The sequence below is a fragment of the Robiginitomaculum antarcticum DSM 21748 genome (assembly GCF_000365025.1).
In the GTDB taxonomy this organism is placed as follows: domain Bacteria; phylum Pseudomonadota; class Alphaproteobacteria; order Caulobacterales; family Maricaulaceae; genus Robiginitomaculum; species Robiginitomaculum antarcticum.
Genome location: NZ_KB823011.1, coordinates 394860 through 411472 on the forward strand (window position 1 = coordinate 394860; position 16613 = coordinate 411472).

The 16613-nt window shown below is 52.8% G+C and carries 17 protein-coding genes and 4 tRNA genes; 19 read left to right on the forward strand and 2 right to left on the reverse strand.

Features of this window, described 5'->3' with window-relative positions:
• The first annotated feature begins 42 nt into the window (after nucleotides 1-42).
• From plsX to H142_RS13970, 6 genes are all read left to right on the forward strand, one after another.
• Nucleotides 43-1101 (forward strand): phosphate acyltransferase PlsX, encoded by a 1059-nt coding sequence (plsX, locus tag H142_RS0101955; RefSeq protein WP_017930414.1) that lies wholly within the window; start codon nucleotides 43-45, stop codon nucleotides 1099-1101.
• Nucleotides 1101-2069 (forward strand): beta-ketoacyl-ACP synthase III, encoded by a 969-nt coding sequence (locus tag H142_RS0101960; protein WP_017930415.1) that lies wholly within the window; start codon nucleotides 1101-1103, stop codon nucleotides 2067-2069. The genes plsX and H142_RS0101960 overlap by 1 nt, the downstream gene beginning before the upstream one ends.
• Nucleotides 2070-2187: 118 nt before the next feature.
• Nucleotides 2188-2493, forward strand: coding sequence for an integration host factor subunit alpha (locus tag H142_RS0101965; protein ID WP_017930416.1), 306 nt, complete (start codon nucleotides 2188-2190; stop codon nucleotides 2491-2493).
• Nucleotides 2494-2591: 98 nt separating this feature from the next.
• Complete coding sequence (locus H142_RS16040) at nucleotides 2592-3224, forward strand: MerR family transcriptional regulator (RefSeq protein ID WP_017930417.1); 633 nt, start codon at nucleotides 2592-2594, stop codon at nucleotides 3222-3224.
• A gap of 75 nt (nucleotides 3225-3299) precedes the next feature.
• Nucleotides 3300-3376: transfer RNA gene (locus H142_RS0101975), tRNA-Pro, on the forward strand.
• Nucleotides 3377-3460: 84 nt separating this feature from the next.
• Nucleotides 3461-4489 carry a COX15/CtaA family protein gene (locus H142_RS13970; protein ID WP_017930418.1) on the forward strand — a complete coding sequence of 343 codons (1029 nt, stop codon included), beginning with the start codon at nucleotides 3461-3463 and terminating at the stop codon, nucleotides 4487-4489.
• Here the strand turns inward: H142_RS13970 and H142_RS0101985 are convergent.
• On the reverse strand, nucleotides 4486-5484 hold the full coding sequence (locus H142_RS0101985) for a hypothetical protein (RefSeq protein WP_017930419.1): 999 nt from the start codon (nucleotides 5482-5484) through the stop codon (nucleotides 4486-4488). The two genes, H142_RS13970 and H142_RS0101985, sit on opposite strands and share 4 nt — an antisense overlap.
• 215 nt (nucleotides 5485-5699) lie before the next feature.
• Between H142_RS0101985 and rplM the strand changes: the two genes are divergently transcribed.
• From rplM to H142_RS0102050, 13 genes are all read left to right on the forward strand, one after another.
• Nucleotides 5700-6167 (forward strand): 50S ribosomal protein L13, encoded by a 468-nt coding sequence (rplM, locus tag H142_RS0101990; RefSeq protein WP_017930420.1) that lies wholly within the window; start codon nucleotides 5700-5702, stop codon nucleotides 6165-6167.
• Nucleotides 6168-6170: 3 nt separating this feature from the next.
• Nucleotides 6171-6668: a 30S ribosomal protein S9 gene (gene rpsI, locus H142_RS0101995; protein WP_017930421.1), complete on the forward strand. Its 498-nt coding sequence runs from the start codon at nucleotides 6171-6173 to the stop codon at nucleotides 6666-6668.
• Nucleotides 6669-6773: 105 nt separating this feature from the next.
• Nucleotides 6774-7820, forward strand: coding sequence for an N-acetyl-gamma-glutamyl-phosphate reductase (gene argC, locus H142_RS0102000; protein WP_017930422.1), 1047 nt, complete (start codon nucleotides 6774-6776; stop codon nucleotides 7818-7820).
• A gap of 42 nt (nucleotides 7821-7862) precedes the next feature.
• Nucleotides 7863-8201, forward strand: coding sequence for a hypothetical protein (locus H142_RS0102005; protein WP_017930423.1), 339 nt, complete (start codon nucleotides 7863-7865; stop codon nucleotides 8199-8201).
• Nucleotides 8198-9424 carry an LL-diaminopimelate aminotransferase gene (locus H142_RS0102010; protein ID WP_017930424.1) on the forward strand — a complete coding sequence of 409 codons (1227 nt, stop codon included), beginning with the start codon at nucleotides 8198-8200 and terminating at the stop codon, nucleotides 9422-9424. Before H142_RS0102005 ends, H142_RS0102010 begins: the two co-directional genes overlap by 4 nt.
• 91 nt (nucleotides 9425-9515) lie before the next feature.
• Nucleotides 9516-10469: a class II fructose-bisphosphatase gene (glpX, locus tag H142_RS0102015; protein WP_407689916.1), complete on the forward strand. Its 954-nt coding sequence runs from the start codon at nucleotides 9516-9518 to the stop codon at nucleotides 10467-10469.
• On the forward strand, nucleotides 10470-12254 hold the full coding sequence (gene recJ / locus H142_RS0102020; protein WP_017930426.1) for a single-stranded-DNA-specific exonuclease RecJ: 1785 nt from the start codon (nucleotides 10470-10472) through the stop codon (nucleotides 12252-12254).
• An 85-nt stretch (nucleotides 12255-12339) separates the two neighbouring features.
• Nucleotides 12340-12414, forward strand: a tRNA-Glu gene (locus tag H142_RS0102025).
• A gap of 226 nt (nucleotides 12415-12640) precedes the next feature.
• Nucleotides 12641-13114, forward strand: coding sequence for a DUF192 domain-containing protein (locus tag H142_RS0102030; RefSeq protein WP_051048534.1), 474 nt, complete (start codon nucleotides 12641-12643; stop codon nucleotides 13112-13114).
• Between the two features lie 59 nt (nucleotides 13115-13173).
• Nucleotides 13174-13250: transfer RNA gene (locus tag H142_RS0102035), tRNA-Pro, on the forward strand.
• 200 nt (nucleotides 13251-13450) lie between these two features.
• A complete protein-coding gene (locus H142_RS17300) occupies nucleotides 13451-15361 on the forward strand; it encodes an ATP-binding protein (RefSeq protein WP_083898906.1) in 1911 nt (636 codons plus the stop codon).
• A gap of 80 nt (nucleotides 15362-15441) precedes the next feature.
• The gene (locus H142_RS0102045; RefSeq protein WP_017930430.1) at nucleotides 15442-15747 is read left to right on the forward strand and encodes an ETC complex I subunit; all 306 of its coding nucleotides are present in this window, start codon (nucleotides 15442-15444) and stop codon (nucleotides 15745-15747) included.
• Nucleotides 15748-15752: 5 nt separating this feature from the next.
• Nucleotides 15753-15829: transfer RNA gene (locus tag H142_RS0102050), tRNA-Arg, on the forward strand.
• Nucleotides 15830-15848: 19 nt separating this feature from the next.
• On the opposite strand, the gene H142_RS0102055 is transcribed toward H142_RS0102050, so the two are convergent.
• Nucleotides 15849-16607, reverse strand: coding sequence for an alpha/beta hydrolase (locus H142_RS0102055; protein WP_017930431.1), 759 nt, complete (start codon nucleotides 16605-16607; stop codon nucleotides 15849-15851).
• Nucleotides 16608-16613: the final 6 nt, after the last annotated feature.

Consider the following 16613-nt stretch of genomic DNA (forward strand, 5'->3'; position numbering starts at 1 on the left):
TCTGATGCGCTAGTAAAGCCGCTAACTAATGATTGAGGATGTATGGCTGACAGTTTGATGTTGTCTATTGACGCAATGGGCGGCGACAACGCTCCGGAAATTGTGGTTCGGGGGATTGAGTATTTTCTGTCTCATGCCGGGAAGAACCGCAAAGCGCGGTTTTTGCTGCATGGCGATGAGACACAGTTGCGGACTTTGCTGAAAAAAGCGCCGCTGACGCGGGAGCGTTGCAAAGTCGTCCATACGGATACCATGATCGATATGGACGCCAAGCCGTCCCACGCCTTACGCCGGGGTAAGGGCACATCCATGTGGAACGCGATTGCCAGTATAAAAACCGGGCAGGCCCGCATTGCGGTGTCAGCGGGCAATACCGGCGCATTGATGGCGATCAGTAAATTGCAGCTTCGGATGAAAGAGGGCGTGCAGCGCCCGGCCATTGCCGCTATCTGGCCGCGTCCGGAAGGCAATTGCATCGTGCTGGATGTCGGCGCAAATATTGATTGTGACGAGACGCAGCTATCCGAATTTGCGGTTCTCGGCGAGGCTTATTATCGCGCGCTATACCGCAAAGAAAAGCCCACAGTCGGCGTGTTGAATGTCGGAACAGAAGAAATGAAGGGCAATTCCACAGTCCGCGCGACCCATGAGCGGCTCAGGACGCTGGATTTTGGCCTGGATTATAAAGGCTATGTGGAAGGTAATGACATCAGCATTGGGGATGTCGACGTCATTGTGACGGACGGATTTACCGGTAATATCGCCCTTAAAACGGCTGAAGGCACAGCAAAGCTTGTCGGCGGATTTGTCAAAGATGCACTGGCCGGAAGCTGGGTTGCCCGGACGCTGAGTTCGTTTAACGCTGTTGCCATCCACAAAATGAAAAAACGTATGGATCCGCGCAATGTGAATGGCGGCGTGTTTTTGGGTCTGAACGGTATTGTCGTCAAAAGCCATGGCGGGACTGACCATGTCGGCTACGCTAATGCCTTGAATGTGGCAACAAATCTGGCGGAAAGCAACTTTGAAGCCGAAATCGAAAAGACCCTTGCGGCCTTGCATGATGCTGAACTTGATCTTGAAATGACGGCGGAAATCTAATGGTTTTACGCGCAATACTTGCAGGTACCGGGCAGTATTTGCCCGAAAAAATTCTGTCCAATGCCGATATGTCACAATTTGTCGAAACATCCGATGAGTGGATTGTTGCGCGCACGGGCATAACCCAGCGTCACCAAGCCGCCGAAGGTGAGTTTACCTCCGATCTGGCTACGGCGGCCGCGCGAAACGCATTAAAAGATGCGGACGTAAATATTGAAGATATAGATCTAATCATCGTCGCGACAACAACGCCGGATTATACATTCCCCGCAACCGCGACAATCGTACAGAAAAACCTGGGCATGACGCATGGCGCGGCCTTCGATCTGCAAGCCGTGTGTTCCGGTTTTATCTATGGCGTAAATGTCGTTGACGCAATGATCCGCGCGGGTGCTGCGCGCAATGTCCTGTTGGTCGGAGCGGAGACCTTTACCCGTATTTTAGACTTTACTGACCGCACGACCTGCGTTTTGTTCGGCGACGGCGCCGGCGCAGTTGTGATGAGCGCGAAAGAGGTTGATGAAGACGGGCCGGGCGTGCTGGCCAGTTTCATCCGTTCTGACGGTCGTCATAAAGACCTTTTGCACGTTGATGGCGGGCCGTCCTCGACGGGGACTGTCGGCCATGTGCGCATGATCGGCAATCAGGTGTTCAAACGCGCGGTCAATGATATTGCAGACGCGATGACGCAATGCGCGGCCAAAGTGGACATGCCGATTGAAGATATTGACTGGTTTGTACCGCATCAGGCCAATCAGCGTATTTTAAACGGGGTCGCCAAAAAACTGGCGATTAATCCTGACAGCGTCATCTCTACAGTCGCCCGCCACGCCAATACATCAGCGGCCAGTGTGCCGCTTGCCTTGCATACAGCGATTGCTGATGGCCGAATAAAACGCGGCGATACCGTTATGCTGGAAGCCTTTGGCGGCGGATTTACATGGGGCGCGGCGCTACTGCGCTATTAAGAGCGATTTTACGTTGAATTGAATAAAAATAGGGTGTTAAGGCAAATTTTGTTGAATTTTACTTGCGTTTATACACAGGAATTTGCTTTAAGCTTTTAAACCCCGAATGTGAGGCAGTGTGAACACCAGCACAGTTACGCGAGCAGATTTAACCGATGCGGTATACCGCGAATTGGGCCTGTCTCGCACAGAAAGCGCGCATTTGGTTGAGTCGATTATCGAGCACATCATCAGCGCCCTGCTGCGTGAAGAAAATGTCAAGATCGCCGGTTTTGGAACATTTATGCTGCGTGACAAAAGCGAGCGGATAGGGCGTAATCCCAAGACAGGCAACGAAGTGCCGATTACGTCGCGCCGTGTTCTCGTGTTTAAACCGTCGCTCGTCCTCAAAGACCGCGTTAACACCGCTTTGACCGGCGAGTAGAGCCGCCGGCATGATTCGGCGAATAATTCGAATCAGTTCATATTTACAGATGCTTAAAGCTGTTCGCTCATATTCTTTGAGGCAATAGGGAGGGCCATATGACAGATAAATATAGCCGTGCCTTCCGGACTATCAGCGAAGCCAGTGACGAGCTTGATTTAAAACCGCATGTTCTGCGCTTCTGGGAAGCCAAATTTCCCGATCTGAAACCTGTTACCCGGGCGGGAAACCGCCGCTTTTATCGGCCCGAAGATATAGATTTTTTACGCGGCTTGCGCATTCTTCTTCACGAAGAGCGGCACAAAATCAAAGACGTTCAAAAGATTATCAAGCTGAAAGGCCCGGACGAGATCGTCAAACTTGGAGCCTCAGCTATAAACCGCCTTCCGCCAAAGCCGATTGCAGAGCGAAATCTCGTTCCTGACCGGATCAAGTCCACTGTGGGCTCAGAGGCCGATAATACGCTCGCCGCCCAGGACACAAATCCTGAAGGCAAGATTGTCCCGGTGCAACGTAGCTTCGCCGCGCCTGTAAATGATCCAAGGCCTGCTGTGCGTGACGTGAAAATCGTTCAGGCGGCTCCGCCTGACACAGTCAGCGCCCCTGACAGCGCGGTAGCTGCGCAGATCCCGGCCGCGGCTCACATTGATGATGAGACACGCGAAGATTTGGAAAATGCGCTGGACCGTTTGTCAGCCCTGCGCTCGCGCTGGAAAAAATTCTCAGAGTAAGATCCGTTTTTCTCACTCTGGCGGCAATTGGCCATTGCAGGGCCTTACCTTGCTCCTTATAAGCCGCTCCAATGTCGGAGTATAGCGCAGTCCGGTAGCGCACTAAGCTGGGGGCTTAGGGGTCGCAGGTTCGAATCCTGCTACTCCGACCATTTTTTCATACGCAGCGGGCCTCTGTCGCAGGGCGTTGCTAAGAGTATTATGCTAAGACTGGTATCGACTTATCGGAACAGCTTATGGCCTTTCAATCACGTACATACGGACGCTCTGTTGCCATCTGGCTCGGCTTTATGTGCCTGCTGGTTATTGCGATGATTATTTTGGGCGGCGCGACGCGTCTGACCAATAGCGGATTGTCGATTACGGAATGGAAACCGATTACAGGGGCTTTGCCGCCCCTGTCCCATGAGGCTTGGATATCGGAATTTGAAAAATACAAACTTATTCCAGAATTTGAGGCAGAACATCCGGACATGACGCTCAAAGATTTTGAGTTTATCTATTTTTGGGAGTGGAGCCATCGCCAGCTCGGCCGGTTTATCGGTCTCGCATTCCTTCTGCCGTTTTTCTATTTTTTGTGGAAGTTAAAAATTCCACCGGGCCGCACAAAAGGGTTTTGGCTCGCGGGCGTCTTGATTGGCGCTCAAGGCGCAATTGGCTGGTGGATGGTGGCCAGCGGGCTTACGGATGACCGCGTGTCGGTTAGCCAATACCGCCTCGCCACGCATCTGGGCATGGCCTTTATTATACTCGGACTGTTTTTCTGGATGTTTCTGGACGCGATAAAACGATGGCCGGTGAAAGTCTCGCAGCACGGTTATAAGCGCAGCACAGCGTTGATGCTGGTCGTCTGGCTTCAGGTCATTGCCGGGGCATTTGTCGCCGGATTGGGCGCAGGCCGCGTCAGTCAGGACTGGCCCGATATGGGCGGCACGTTCGTGCCGTATAATTATTACGTGGCCGAACAGGGCTATCTGAACTTTTTCGAAAATGCCGTGAACGTGCATTTCAATCACCGAATTCTGGCCTATATTTTATTGGCGGGGACAATTGCGGCGCTCTTTACCCTATCCAAACGCAAAAACTCACGCACAAAAGGCGCGGTCTGGCTGCTCCTCTTGGCCATTGTGTGGCAGGCCGGCTTGGGGATCGCAACCGTGGTTAACGCTGTTCCGCTATGGATGGCTTTGCTGCACCAGGCGAGCGCGATAGGCGTGTTTTTGATTGCTGTCTGGATGGTCTGGACAGCGCGGCTCACGCGCTAAGGTGCGGTCGCGACCCCGTCACTCAACTGGCTTTCGCCTTTGATACGGTTTAGGAAGTAGCGGCGCGAAACCACAACCACGCGCGGGCGCTCTGCATCCGTTAAAAAGACGGCGCCCTCGTTAAATGCTGTGCCGCCATAGGGCGAGGTTGCAACAAAAACTGCGCCGATCTTTTCTACGCCTGAAATAGACAGGCCGTTATCAATGGCCAGTCGCTGCGTTACACCCAAAGTTTCTGGCGCGATCTGCACGAGAGTCCCGCCTGAGACCGCGATGATTGTGTCAGGATCCAGATAGGCTGCCGTGGAATATTGTGCTTTTGTTTTGGCGATTACGAGACCGTCCGGCGCGAGCCGGGATAAGCCTGCTTCGCTTGCGACAAGCACAGAGCCGTCCGGTCCCGCGACGCAGTATTGCGTATTGCTTATTTTTGTCACGCGCGGCTTTCCAGCGCTCAATGTCAGAACGCCATCGGCGGATATAACCGACGAGTAACTGACTAAGGCTTCATCTCTAATGGTCGACAATGTGGTCGTGGCCGAGCCATATGGCGTACAGATGATGGTATCCGCACTCGGCGCGCCGACAATGGGCGAGGGGGAGAAGTCGAACGTGTCACTGCTTTCGACATAACCCCGCCATGTTCCCGCTTCACTCAAGACGGCGAAAAGCGCCGGAGCTTTGGGGCGGTCAAAACCAATGGCTGTGCGGTAACGTCCCGAGGCGGTCGTGCTGTTAATGGCTTCAATGTCTGAAAAACGAAGCGCTCCATCCTCTCCAATCATGGCGAGCGCGCCAAGCCAGCTGGCCACGTCATTTGGTGCAAATGCGATATGCGCGATTTTAGACCGTGTTTCAAATTCATAAGTCGCTGTGATGGGCATGATCTCTGCAGCGTCAGTGTCAGATGTATCCGCTTTATTAGAGTTGCTCTTCCCGCAGGCGGAAAGTGCAAGCAGGGCGGCAGTCGATATAATCAGGGCGTGTTTTGTCATGCTTATGATTTAAGGGGGCCGCCACGCCCTTGCAATGGGCAATTTACAGCGTGCAACAATAAGGTATTATTATACCGTATTTGTAAGCTATTGAAAGAGTTCATGTTCTGCTATTTATGCAGAAACAAAGTTGACTGCGACCCCGCGTCTGCTATGCGGCGCCATCGTAAGCGGCGGGGCAATAGCTCCGCCAAAGTCTTTATAAGGTCTACACCATGAAAACCAAGTTTTTGAAGGTTGCCGACATTGATAAGAAATGGATTCTTATCGATGCCGAGAATGTCGTGACAGGTCGCCTTGCCAGCTTTGTGGCAATGCGTTTGCGCGGCAAGCACCTCCCCACATATACGCCGCATAATGATTGTGGTGACCACGTCATCATAATCAACGCTGATAAAGTTGTCTTCACCGGCAAAAAGCGTAGCAACAAGACATATTACCGTCACACAGGCTATCCCGGTGGTTTGAAAGAGACGACAGCAGGAAAAGTCCTCGACGGACGCTTCCCTGAGCGCGTTATGCGCAAAGCTGTGCAGCGTATGCTTCCCAAAGAAAGTCCGCTGGCTCGTAAGCAGCTGTCTAACCTGAAAATCTATGCCGGTAGCCAGCATCCACATGAAGCTCAGACGCCTGAAGTCATCGACTTCAAATCTATGAGCCCCAAAAATACAATAGGAGCCTAGATCATGGCTGGATTAGAAGATCTTAAAAACGTCATGGACGGCGGCGAAGTCGCTGCTGACGGCACAGTCACGGCAGCGCCCGAAGCTGTCATGGCCGAGCCTAAAATTGACGACCTTGGCCGTTCATATGCAACAGGCAAGCGTAAAAATTCTATCGCCCGCGTCTGGATTAAGCCCGGTAACGGCAAGATCACAGTCAATGGCCGCGATCAGGAAACATATTTTGCGCGCCCTGTTCTGCGTCTGATTATCCGTCAGGCTTTCGAAGTGACAGAGCGCGTTGACGGTTATGACGTTATCGCCACTGTTAAAGGCGGGGGCCTCTCCGGTCAGGCTGGCGCAGTGCGTCACGGCATTTCCAAAGCTCTGACATATTACGAGCCTGCTTTGCGTCCCGCGCTGAAAACAGCCGGCTTCCTAACGCGCGACTCACGCGTTGTTGAGCGTAAGAAATACGGCCGCGCGAAAGCCCGTAAGAGCTTCCAGTTCTCAAAGCGTTAGAGCTCGCGATATATTTACGGAAAAGCGCCTCCATTGCGGGGCGCTTTTTTTATGCAGGTTTGTTTTTTAATGCCATTTTTAGGCGTCATCCTGTAAGGAGCGAATATGAGCAATATACTCAAAACAGCCATACTCGGCGCGTCGGGTTATACGGGCGTGGAATGTGTGCGCCTGATATTGGGCCATCCTAATCTCGAGCTGACAGCTTTGAGCGCCCATAGCCGCGCGGGGGAGGTGTTTGGGGAGGTGTTTCCAAGCTATGCGGGGATGGATTTACCGCGTCTTCAAAAGTGGGACGAGATTAACTGGGATGATATTGACGTCGCTTTTGCCTGTCTTCCGCACGGCGCAAGCCAGGACACGATTGCGCAAATATTGCCCAGAGTTGGCACGGTGATTGATCTGTCGGCTGATTTTCGTCTCCGCGATCCTAAGGTCTATGAGAGCACATATGGGCGCAGTCATGACGCGACGGATATTCTGAAAGATGCCGTTTACGGCCTGACCGAATTTGCGCGTGATAAATTGCCCGGCGCAAAACTTGTGGCGTGTCCGGGATGCTACCCGACAGCGGCGCTGCTGACGCTTATTCCGGCGGCGCAAAGCGGATTGATTGATCTGGATGATATCATCATAGACGCCAAATCCGGCGCGACAGGGGCAGGGCGCAAAGCGACGCTCGGCTTGTCGTTCACTGAATTGGCCGAAGGCGCACAGGCTTACGGCGTCGGCACACACCGCCATGCGCCGGAAATCGACCAAATTTTGCAGCGCGTATCCGGTCAGGCAATGCAAGTCAGTTTTACCCCGCATTTGCTGCCGATGAACCGCGGCGAGATCGTCACAATCTATGCCAAGCTTGCCAAAGGGCAGAGCGCGAAAAGCGTTCGCCAGGCCTATGCTGAGCGCTATGCTGATGAGCCTTTCGTCCATGTCGAGGCTAAAGGGGTTGTGCCGCAAACACGTCACGTGCGCGGCTCAAATCATTGCCGCATAGGTATTTTTTCGGATCGCCGTGCTGATCGCGTTATCCTCATCGGCGTTATTGATAATCTGGTCAAAGGCAGCTCCGGACAGGCTGTGCAGAATTTAAACGTTGTCATGGGCTGGGATGAGACGACCGGACTTGGGCATTCTGCGCTCTTTCCGTAAAAAAGACGTGCTTTGACGCGCAAATTACAGCATATCGTGTGTATGTTTGATTTACCGAAGCTAACACTTATATTTGCGGCCATACTGACAGTGACAGGATGCATGTCCATGCCCGATTTTGGCGGTAATGACGTTCCACCTGAGTTTGCAGAACAAATTCGCAATGCCTATAATTATCCGGATGTTGCCGATGCACCCGGTAAACCTGCGCAGCCGCCTGCGGCGTCGGTTTTTGACGGCAAGGCCCGCCAGCTTATGATGGAGCGCGGAAGTTTTGCCGGCATAGAAGTTCCGAATGAAAATATTACAGCGCAGATCCTTCGCGAAATCGAAATTTTGTCTGCGCAAGTCAATGCTTACAAAGCGGATGATCCAAAATGATCGAGCCCTTACCCGGCGAAAAAAAATACGAAGAGTTCTTCCGCATTAAACGCCTGCCGCCTTATGTTTTCGAGAGTGTAAACACGCTTAAAGCCGAGCTGCGCAAAGACGGTGCGGATATTATCGATTTCGGCTTTGGAAATCCCGATATGCCAACACCGCGCCATATTATCGACAAGCTTATTGAGACGGTTCAAAAGCCGAAAACAACGGGTTATTCTGTCTCGCGCGGTATTTTGGGCCTGCGCCAATCCTGCGCGCGATACTATAAACGCCGCTTCGGTGTTGATCTGGACCCCGCTGATGAGATCGTCGCGACCATTGGCTCCAAAGAAGGCTTTGCCAATCTGGCGCAGGCGATCACCGCGCCCGGCGATATTATCTATGCCCCCGACCCGTCTTATCCGCTTCATGCTTATGGCTTTATTATAGCGGGCGCGACTATTCAGGGCATTGCGGCGCTGTCCGCAAATGAATATCTGGCCGGCGTGAAAGCCGCTTTGGCCGCGGCGGATAAGCCGCCTATGGCGGTCGTGGTATGCTTTCCGTCTAACCCGACGGGCTATATTGCCGATTTGTCTTTTTATGAAGAGATTGTGGCTCTCGCTAAACAACATGATTTTATCGTGCTCTCCGATCTGGCCTATTCGGAGATTTATTTTACCGCAGAGCCGCCCTCTATTTTTCAGGTTGAGGGCGCAAAAGACGTTGCGGTTGAGACAATCTCGCTATCGAAAACTTATTCAATGGCCGGATGGCGGATGGGCTTTGCCGTCGGCAGCAAGCGCCTTATCGCCGCGCTGGCGCGGGTCAAAAGCTATCTGGATTATGGCGCGTTTACGCCGATACAGGTTGCGGCCTGCGCCGCGCTTGACGGGCCGCAGGATTGCGTTGAAATGGCCCGCGCCGTTTACCGTTCGCGCCGTGACGTGATGATTGAAAGTTTTGCGCGCGCCGGGTGGAACATGCCGTCTCCGGACGGGTCAATGTTTATCTGGGCGCCGATACCTGAGCCGTTCAGGCATCTGGGTAGCGTTGACTTTGCCAAGCTCCTCATGCGCGAAGCCGATGTTGCCGTGTCACCGGGCGTCGGATTTGGCGCTAATGGTGAAGGCTATGTGCGCTTGGGACTGGTTGAGAACGAGCAGCGCATTCGGCAAGCGTCGCGCAATATCAAAGCGTTTTTCATGCGGCACGCCGCTTCGGACGCAAAATCCGTATAATATACGGTGTGACACCGCTGTCATAAATAATCAGATATGGCTTTGGCGCGAAAATGGCGATATTGCAGCCGCAAAATGGAGATGATTAATGGTGGATATAACCCGATTTGATGCAGCATTGGCTTTGGAAGCGGCGCTGGTCACGGAAAAGGCGGCGATTGCGGCCCATGCTATGGTTGGACGCGGCGATGAGAAGGCGGCGGATCAAGCGGCTGTTGACGCAATGCGTACGGCGCTGAACGCTCTGGATATTAAAGGCCGCATCGTGATCGGCGAAGGCGAGCGCGACGAAGCACCTATGCTCTATATCGGCGAAGAAGTCGGCACGGGAAAAGGCATGGCGATTGATATCGCGCTTGATCCACTCGAAGGCACGACCCTGACCGCCAAAGCGATGGCCAATGCACTCGCCGTTATGGCCTTTGCGCCTAAAGGCGGTCTGTTATATGCGCCCGACACCTATATGGATAAAATTGCGCTCGGCCCGGGCTATCCTGAAGGCATTATTGATCTGGATAGCGCTCCCGCCGATAATGTCCGCGCTGTTGCGGAGCATAAAGGCGTCAGCACAGATCAGATTACGGTTTGCGTGATGGACCGCGCCCGGCATAGCAAAATCATCGCCGAATTGCGCGAGCTCAACTGCCGCATTTATCTGATTACCGATGGCGATGTTCAGGGCGTTATCAACACCACAGATGCGTCTACGGGCGTTGACCTTTATATCGGCACGGGCGGCGCGCCGGAAGGCGTCCTCGCGGCGGCCGCGCTGAAATGTACCGGCGGGCAAATGCAGGGCCGTCTTGTGTTTCGCAATGATGACGAAGTCGCGCGCGCGCGGCGTACGGGCATTGATGATCTGGACGCGAAATACGATCTTTCGGGTTTGGCTTCGGGTCCGACAATTTTTAGCGCAACCGGCGTGACAGCAGGTAGCCTTCTGGACGGCGTTCGCTATGAGGGCGGCTTTGTCAGCACAGAAACGCTGGTCATGAATAGTGTGGATGGCACCGTATCGCGGCTGCGCTCGCGCCGCCCCGTATAGGTGGCCGGCGCGGCTCGTTTTGAGGCCTGCCTGGGCGTAGAAAATTCCGCCGCAGGTAAACGCTGGCGGCTACGCCCTGCCGACGAGCAGCACATCAAAGACTTGCAACAGCGCGCGGGCCTATCCGATTTTACGGCGCGCTTGCTGGCCTCTCGCGGCATTACTGCGGGTGAGGCGGGCAATTTTCTCTCCCCGACTTTAAAACGCGGTCTGCCGGACCCGTCCAGCTTCGCGGATATGGATAAGGCTGCGGGCCTCATTCTCGACGCGCTTGCGGCAGGTCAGTCCGTCACAGTCTTCGCAGATTATGACGTAGACGGCGGCAGCAGTGCCGCGCAGCTCATAAGATGGTCTCGCGACATGGGCTATTCCATGGGGCTATATGTGCCTGACCGCGTAACTGAAGGCTACGGCCCCTCGGCTAAAGCCTTACTTGCGCTAAAAGATGAAGGCGTCGATTTGGTCATCACTGTTGATTGCGGCGCGGCGGCTTATGACGCGCTGACGGCGGCGCATGAGGCCGGACTGCCTGTTATCGTTATTGACCATCATCTTATGGCCGCCGGCGAAATGCCGCCCTGCGCCGCTCTTGTTAATCCCAACCGTGCTGATGATAAAAGCGGGCAGGGACATATGGCGGCGGCGGGCGTGACCTTTATGATGCTTGTGGCCTTATCGCGTGAGGCACGGCGGCGCGGCACGAATGATGTGCCCGATTTACGCCGTTTTTTGGGCATGACCGCCATGGGTACGATCTGCGATGTTGTTCCGCTGACAGGGGTGAACCGGGTGATTACGGCGCAGGGCCTTAAAGTTTTGACCCAGCGGGTAAACCCCGGAATTGCAGCGCTGTGTGATGTTGCCGAGTTGTCCATGGAGGGAGGGTTTACGCCCTATCACGCCGGATTTATTGTCGGCCCGCGTATAAATGCCGGCGGGCGCATCGGGCAGGCTGATATGGGCGCAAAGCTTTTAGCCACAGACGATCCGGATGAAGCGCGCAGTTACGCTAGGCAGCTTGATGTCGTCAATCGCGAGCGGCGCCGCATGCAGGACATGATGCATGTTGAGGCGCTGCAAATGGCGGAAGCTTTGCCGGATGACGCGCCGATGATAATTGTTGCGCGCGAGGGCTGGCATCCCGGCCTGATCGGCATTGTCGCGGGGCGGCTCAAAGACCGGTTCGACCGGCCGGCTCTGGTCATTGGTATTGACGGTGAGGGCATGGGCAAAGGCTCTGGGCGCTCCATGTCGGGGGTTAATCTCGGCGCGGCGATTTCGGTGGCCAAAGACGCCGGACTGCTGGTCAGCGGCGGTGGTCACGCTATGGCGGGTGGGTTGTCCGTAAAAGCAAATAAAATCAAAGATTTAACTGAATTTCTTAATTCATATTTATCCGATGATATCACGGCTGCACGCGCGCAAAGCGGGCGCAATATAGACGCGATCATCACGCTTGGCGCGGCGGGGCCTGAGCTCATCAATGAAATTGATGCCGTAGGGCCTTTCGGAATGGGCAATCCCCAGCCTGTTTTTGCCTTTGAAAATGTGAGAGTCGCCTATTCAAAACGTCTAAACGGAGGCCATGTCCGCGTGACATTTGAAGATGCCGGTGGAGGCCGGTTGAGCGGAATATGTTTTCGCGCAGAAGAGCAGGGCTTTGACACATTGCTGCTGTCTCCCGAATCAAAGCTGCTTCATATAGCGGGACGGCTGAAACGTGATAGCTGGAAAGGGCGGGAGCGGATTGATTTGCAACTCGTCGATATTGCGCCTGCACGCTGACTTTTATATGAAATTTCTGAAAATCTTCCACATATAGGGCTTGCACCCCAAAAACGAGTAAACTATATGGGCGCTCTGCTTGAGTGGTCCCTTCGTCTATCGGTTAGGACGCTAGGTTTTCAACCTGGAAAGAGGGGTTCGATTCCCCTAGGGACTACCAGCAGATGTTTTCTCACATCTGCTACAGAAGTCCCTTCGCAGAAAATGTGACTACCAGCAGCTTTCTTTATTGATGCGCAGTCCTCCCCTTAACCAAACATAATGAGAGGATCGGCAGATATTTTCTGCATCTGCACCATTGTGCCGACCCTTATAGATATGACAACGTGCAGCGTGCACAGCAACCATGGCTTGTCAAAACTCGCAGTTTTGATTATGCGGGGTCTATGATGAAATTTACTACCTTTTTGACCGCTCTTTTTCTTTTTATGAGCGCTTGCGCATCCGCGCAAACGACGCCTGCTCCTTTGGATTTTGGTCCGAAAGAGCCGCTGTCCATTACGTCTCAAGATGGCACGCATGAATTCATGGTTGAGATTGCCGACACAGATGAGCTTCAGGCGCGCGGGATGATGTATCGCGAAGATGTTGCCAAAAATGAGGGCATGTTATTTGAGTTCGACAGTCCTAAAGTCGCGACGATTTGGATGAAGAATACGGCTGTTTTTTTGGATATCATATTCGTACGCGAAAATGGCGAAATCTTGAAAATTGAGCATTATGCCCGCCCTTATACGTTGCGTAGATCCAGTTCCGAAGCGCCTGTTGCTGCGGTCTTAGAATTGCGCGGCGGGGCCTCTAAAGCGCTCGGAATTGCGCCCGGTGACACGGTCAATCATAGTTTTTTTGACAAGAAATAGCATACATAGCGTAATTGCCCCCTTGCGCGGGCAAATCAAATCTTTATGAAGCCCTTCGTCGGGGAGTAGCGCAGCCTGGTAGCGCATCTGTTTTGGGAACAGAGGGTCGCAGGTTCGAATCCTGTCTCCCCGACCATTTTTTTTATGAATTTCAGCGTTCTAGCTTTGCTCTCGCTACCGAGTAAAGATCGCGTTGCGACCCGTGCTCATTTTCTTCGTGGCACTCATTATACCCTTTAAATTATGCTTTTCTCCTTGAAAGTAAGGGAATGCTAACGCGTTTGCCTCTATTTTGGTACAGGGCTTTGTCGCCTTGACCGGGATTTGGAATAGAGCATGGTACCACATAACACTCAGGCGCAATCTCCGGCGAACCATCAACTCGCGCCCTCTAATGCACAGCCGCGCCGAACCTTCAAACAAGTCGAAATCGGGCGGGTTTTGTCAGTGGGTTCATCCAATGCCCGCATTCAAATCGGTCCCCAGATTATCCGTGCAAATTTGCTACATATGGCGCAATTGGGCACTGTGCTTAAGATTATCACAAATGAGTCTATTGTTGTCGCAATGGTGTCATCACTGGATATTGCCGGCACGGATGACGAGGGCATGAGCGATGGCTGCATAGCCAAAATCGATATTCTCGGCGAAATCTCGACAAATGCGACTACGCGTGAGACGAAATTCTTTCGCGGCGTGCGCAGCTTCCCTGTGCTCGGGGCTGCCGTCTATAATATGTCGCCGGACGAGCTAAAGCTTATTTTCTCTAATCAGGACAAACAGACCATTGAAATCGGGCGTTTGCAGCAGGATAAGAATATTGTCGCGCAAGTTCGCACGGATGATCTTCTGTCAAAGCATTTCGCGATTATCGGCTCTACCGGGTCGGGAAAATCCTGCACGGTGGCTCTCGTCTTACAGGCCATTCTTGATAAAAATAAAGACGCCCATGTTGTGCTGTTTGATCCGCATAATGAATATTCCAAATCCTTTGGGGATATGGCGGAAGTCATTAGGCAAGACACGCTTGATTTGCCGTTATGGATGTTTGACTTCGAAGAATCCTGTGAATTGATGACCAGTGATATTGCCCGTCATCGCCATGAAGAAACTGAGGTTCTTTCGGACGTCATTCTAAAGGCCAAGCAGCTTTACGATCGATCACAATCGCAATCCGGCGATACGTCTTCACAAACAAAATTTGACGATATAGAGCGCGATCTGCATCGCACGGCATCCCATATTAGCCTCGACAGCCCTGTACCCTATCGCATCCGCGATCTTCTACGCTTGATTGATCATTATATGGGTAAGCTGGAAAATTCCGGTAATTTACAGCCCTATAAGCGCCTGAAACGCCGTATTGAATCCCTTATGACGGATCCGCGCTACGCTTTTGTGTTTCGCAACCAAGCTTCCCCGCGCAATATTGAAGAGATTATCGGACGTATTTTTCGTATACCGGTTGCGGGAAAGCCAATCTGTATCCTCGATTTCAGCGCTATTCCTTCCGAAGCCCTTGACGTCGTCGTTTCTGTTGTGAGCCGACTGGCCTTTGAACTGGCGATGTGGAGCAAACGCTCCATCCCAATTCTGTTAGTGTGTGAAGAAGCGCATCGGTATATTCCGGCTGATGAGAGCAAAGGTTTTAACTCAACGCGAAAAGCGATCGCGCGAATCGCTAAAGAGGGCCGGAAATACGGTGTGTCGCTGGCGATTATTTCACAGCGCCCCTCTGAGCTTGAAGCGTCAACCTTGTCACAATGTTCGACAATTTTCTCAATGCGGCTTTCAAATGAACGTGACCAAAATTTCGTGAGGGCCGCCATTCCGGACGGGGCAGGGGAACTGCTCACCTTCCTGCCGTCACTCGGCACGGCGGAGACGATGGTCTTTGGAGAAGCCGTCAATTTGCCTATGCGCATCGTGCTCAACACGCTGCACGAAAGTCGCCGCCCGCACAGCAGCTCCGCACAATTTACCGATCTTTGGAATGCAGGCGAGGTCTTGCCCGACTATATGACCAAGGTCTTTGCCAATTGGCGCGGACGTACATTTGACGCCACCGGCAATAGTGCTGCAACGCGAAATAACGGTGGTCAGGCTCCCGTCGTAGATAACCGTTCCCAGCTACGCCGCAGCGTCACACCGACTGTTACAAATATTGGAAAAATTGACCCAACAAAGGCGCGTACGCTGGCCGAGATGAAGGCGATGCTTAATCAGGCGCTGGGGCCAAATCAGTAAGATTTCACCGCCTAGGACAGTTTACAGCGACGCAATTTTGGCTAATGTCCCGCACGTAAGTCTTTCATGGAGCGACGTATATGTTTGCCAAAATTTACCAACCTGCCCGCAGCGCCATGCAGTCCGGTCTGGCCCACACGCAGCATTGGCTACTCGAATTTATGGGACCGGAGCGGCGTTTTATTGATCCGCTGACGGGAACAGCCAGTTCAACAAATACACTGAAACAGGTCGAGCTGAAATTTGAGAATAAAGATGATGCGATTGCTTACGTAAAAGCGAGAAATATCCCCTACCAAGTTAAAGAGACGCAAAAACGCACAAGAATATCAAGGTCATATGCTGAGAATTTCGACTATGATAGAAAGCTGCCCTGGACGCATTAATCTTTGGACCCTTAGCTCAACTGGATAGAGCAGCCGCCTTCTAAGCGGCAGGTTACAGGTTCGAGTCCTGTAGGGTCTGCCATTTTCTTAAAGCCTCTGATTTAAATATAACGTGTGGCCCATGCCGCCAGAACCCGCGCGACATATTCCGCATCTGCCGGGTTTTTAAGCAGTAAATGATCCGCTCCGTCCAGGCTGACAAAGCTTTTAGGGTGGCGGGCTTTGGTATAAATATGCGAGGCGTTTTGAATGCCGACGACTTTATCCTGCGGGCTGTGAAAAATCATCAACGCACAATCAAGGTCGGCGATTTCTGCGGCGATATCATGATTGGCGACATCATCCAAAAACTGTTCACGAATGATGAAGGGCCGTCCGGCCAGCATGACCTGTGCCTTGCCTTCTATCTCAATCTCTTCAAGTTGGTCAGCAAATTGGTGGACGATATGGGTCGTGTCACACGGGCTTCCTATAGTCGCGACAGCTTTGCAATTTTCGATTTCGTCTGCGGCTTTCAGGGCTGCCGTGCCGCCGAAACTATGTCCGATCAGCACGCTGGGCGCAGTCTTATATTCTTCCAAATAGCGCGCGCAGGCCAGAAGGTCTGCTACATTTGTTGAAAAATTTGTCTCAGAAAAATCGCCTGCGCTTTCGCCAAGACCTGTAAAGTCGAACCGCAACATGCCAAAGCCTTCTTCAACAAGCGTTTTTGAGATCGTGCGTATCGGTTTAAGGTCCTTACCGATTGAAAAACCGTGAGCGAATAAGACCCAGCTATGCACGTCTCCATCTGGGCTGTCGATTTTGGCCGACAACATATGGCCTGCGCCGCCCATAAAGCTTACTTTTTCCGTCGGCATAATTCC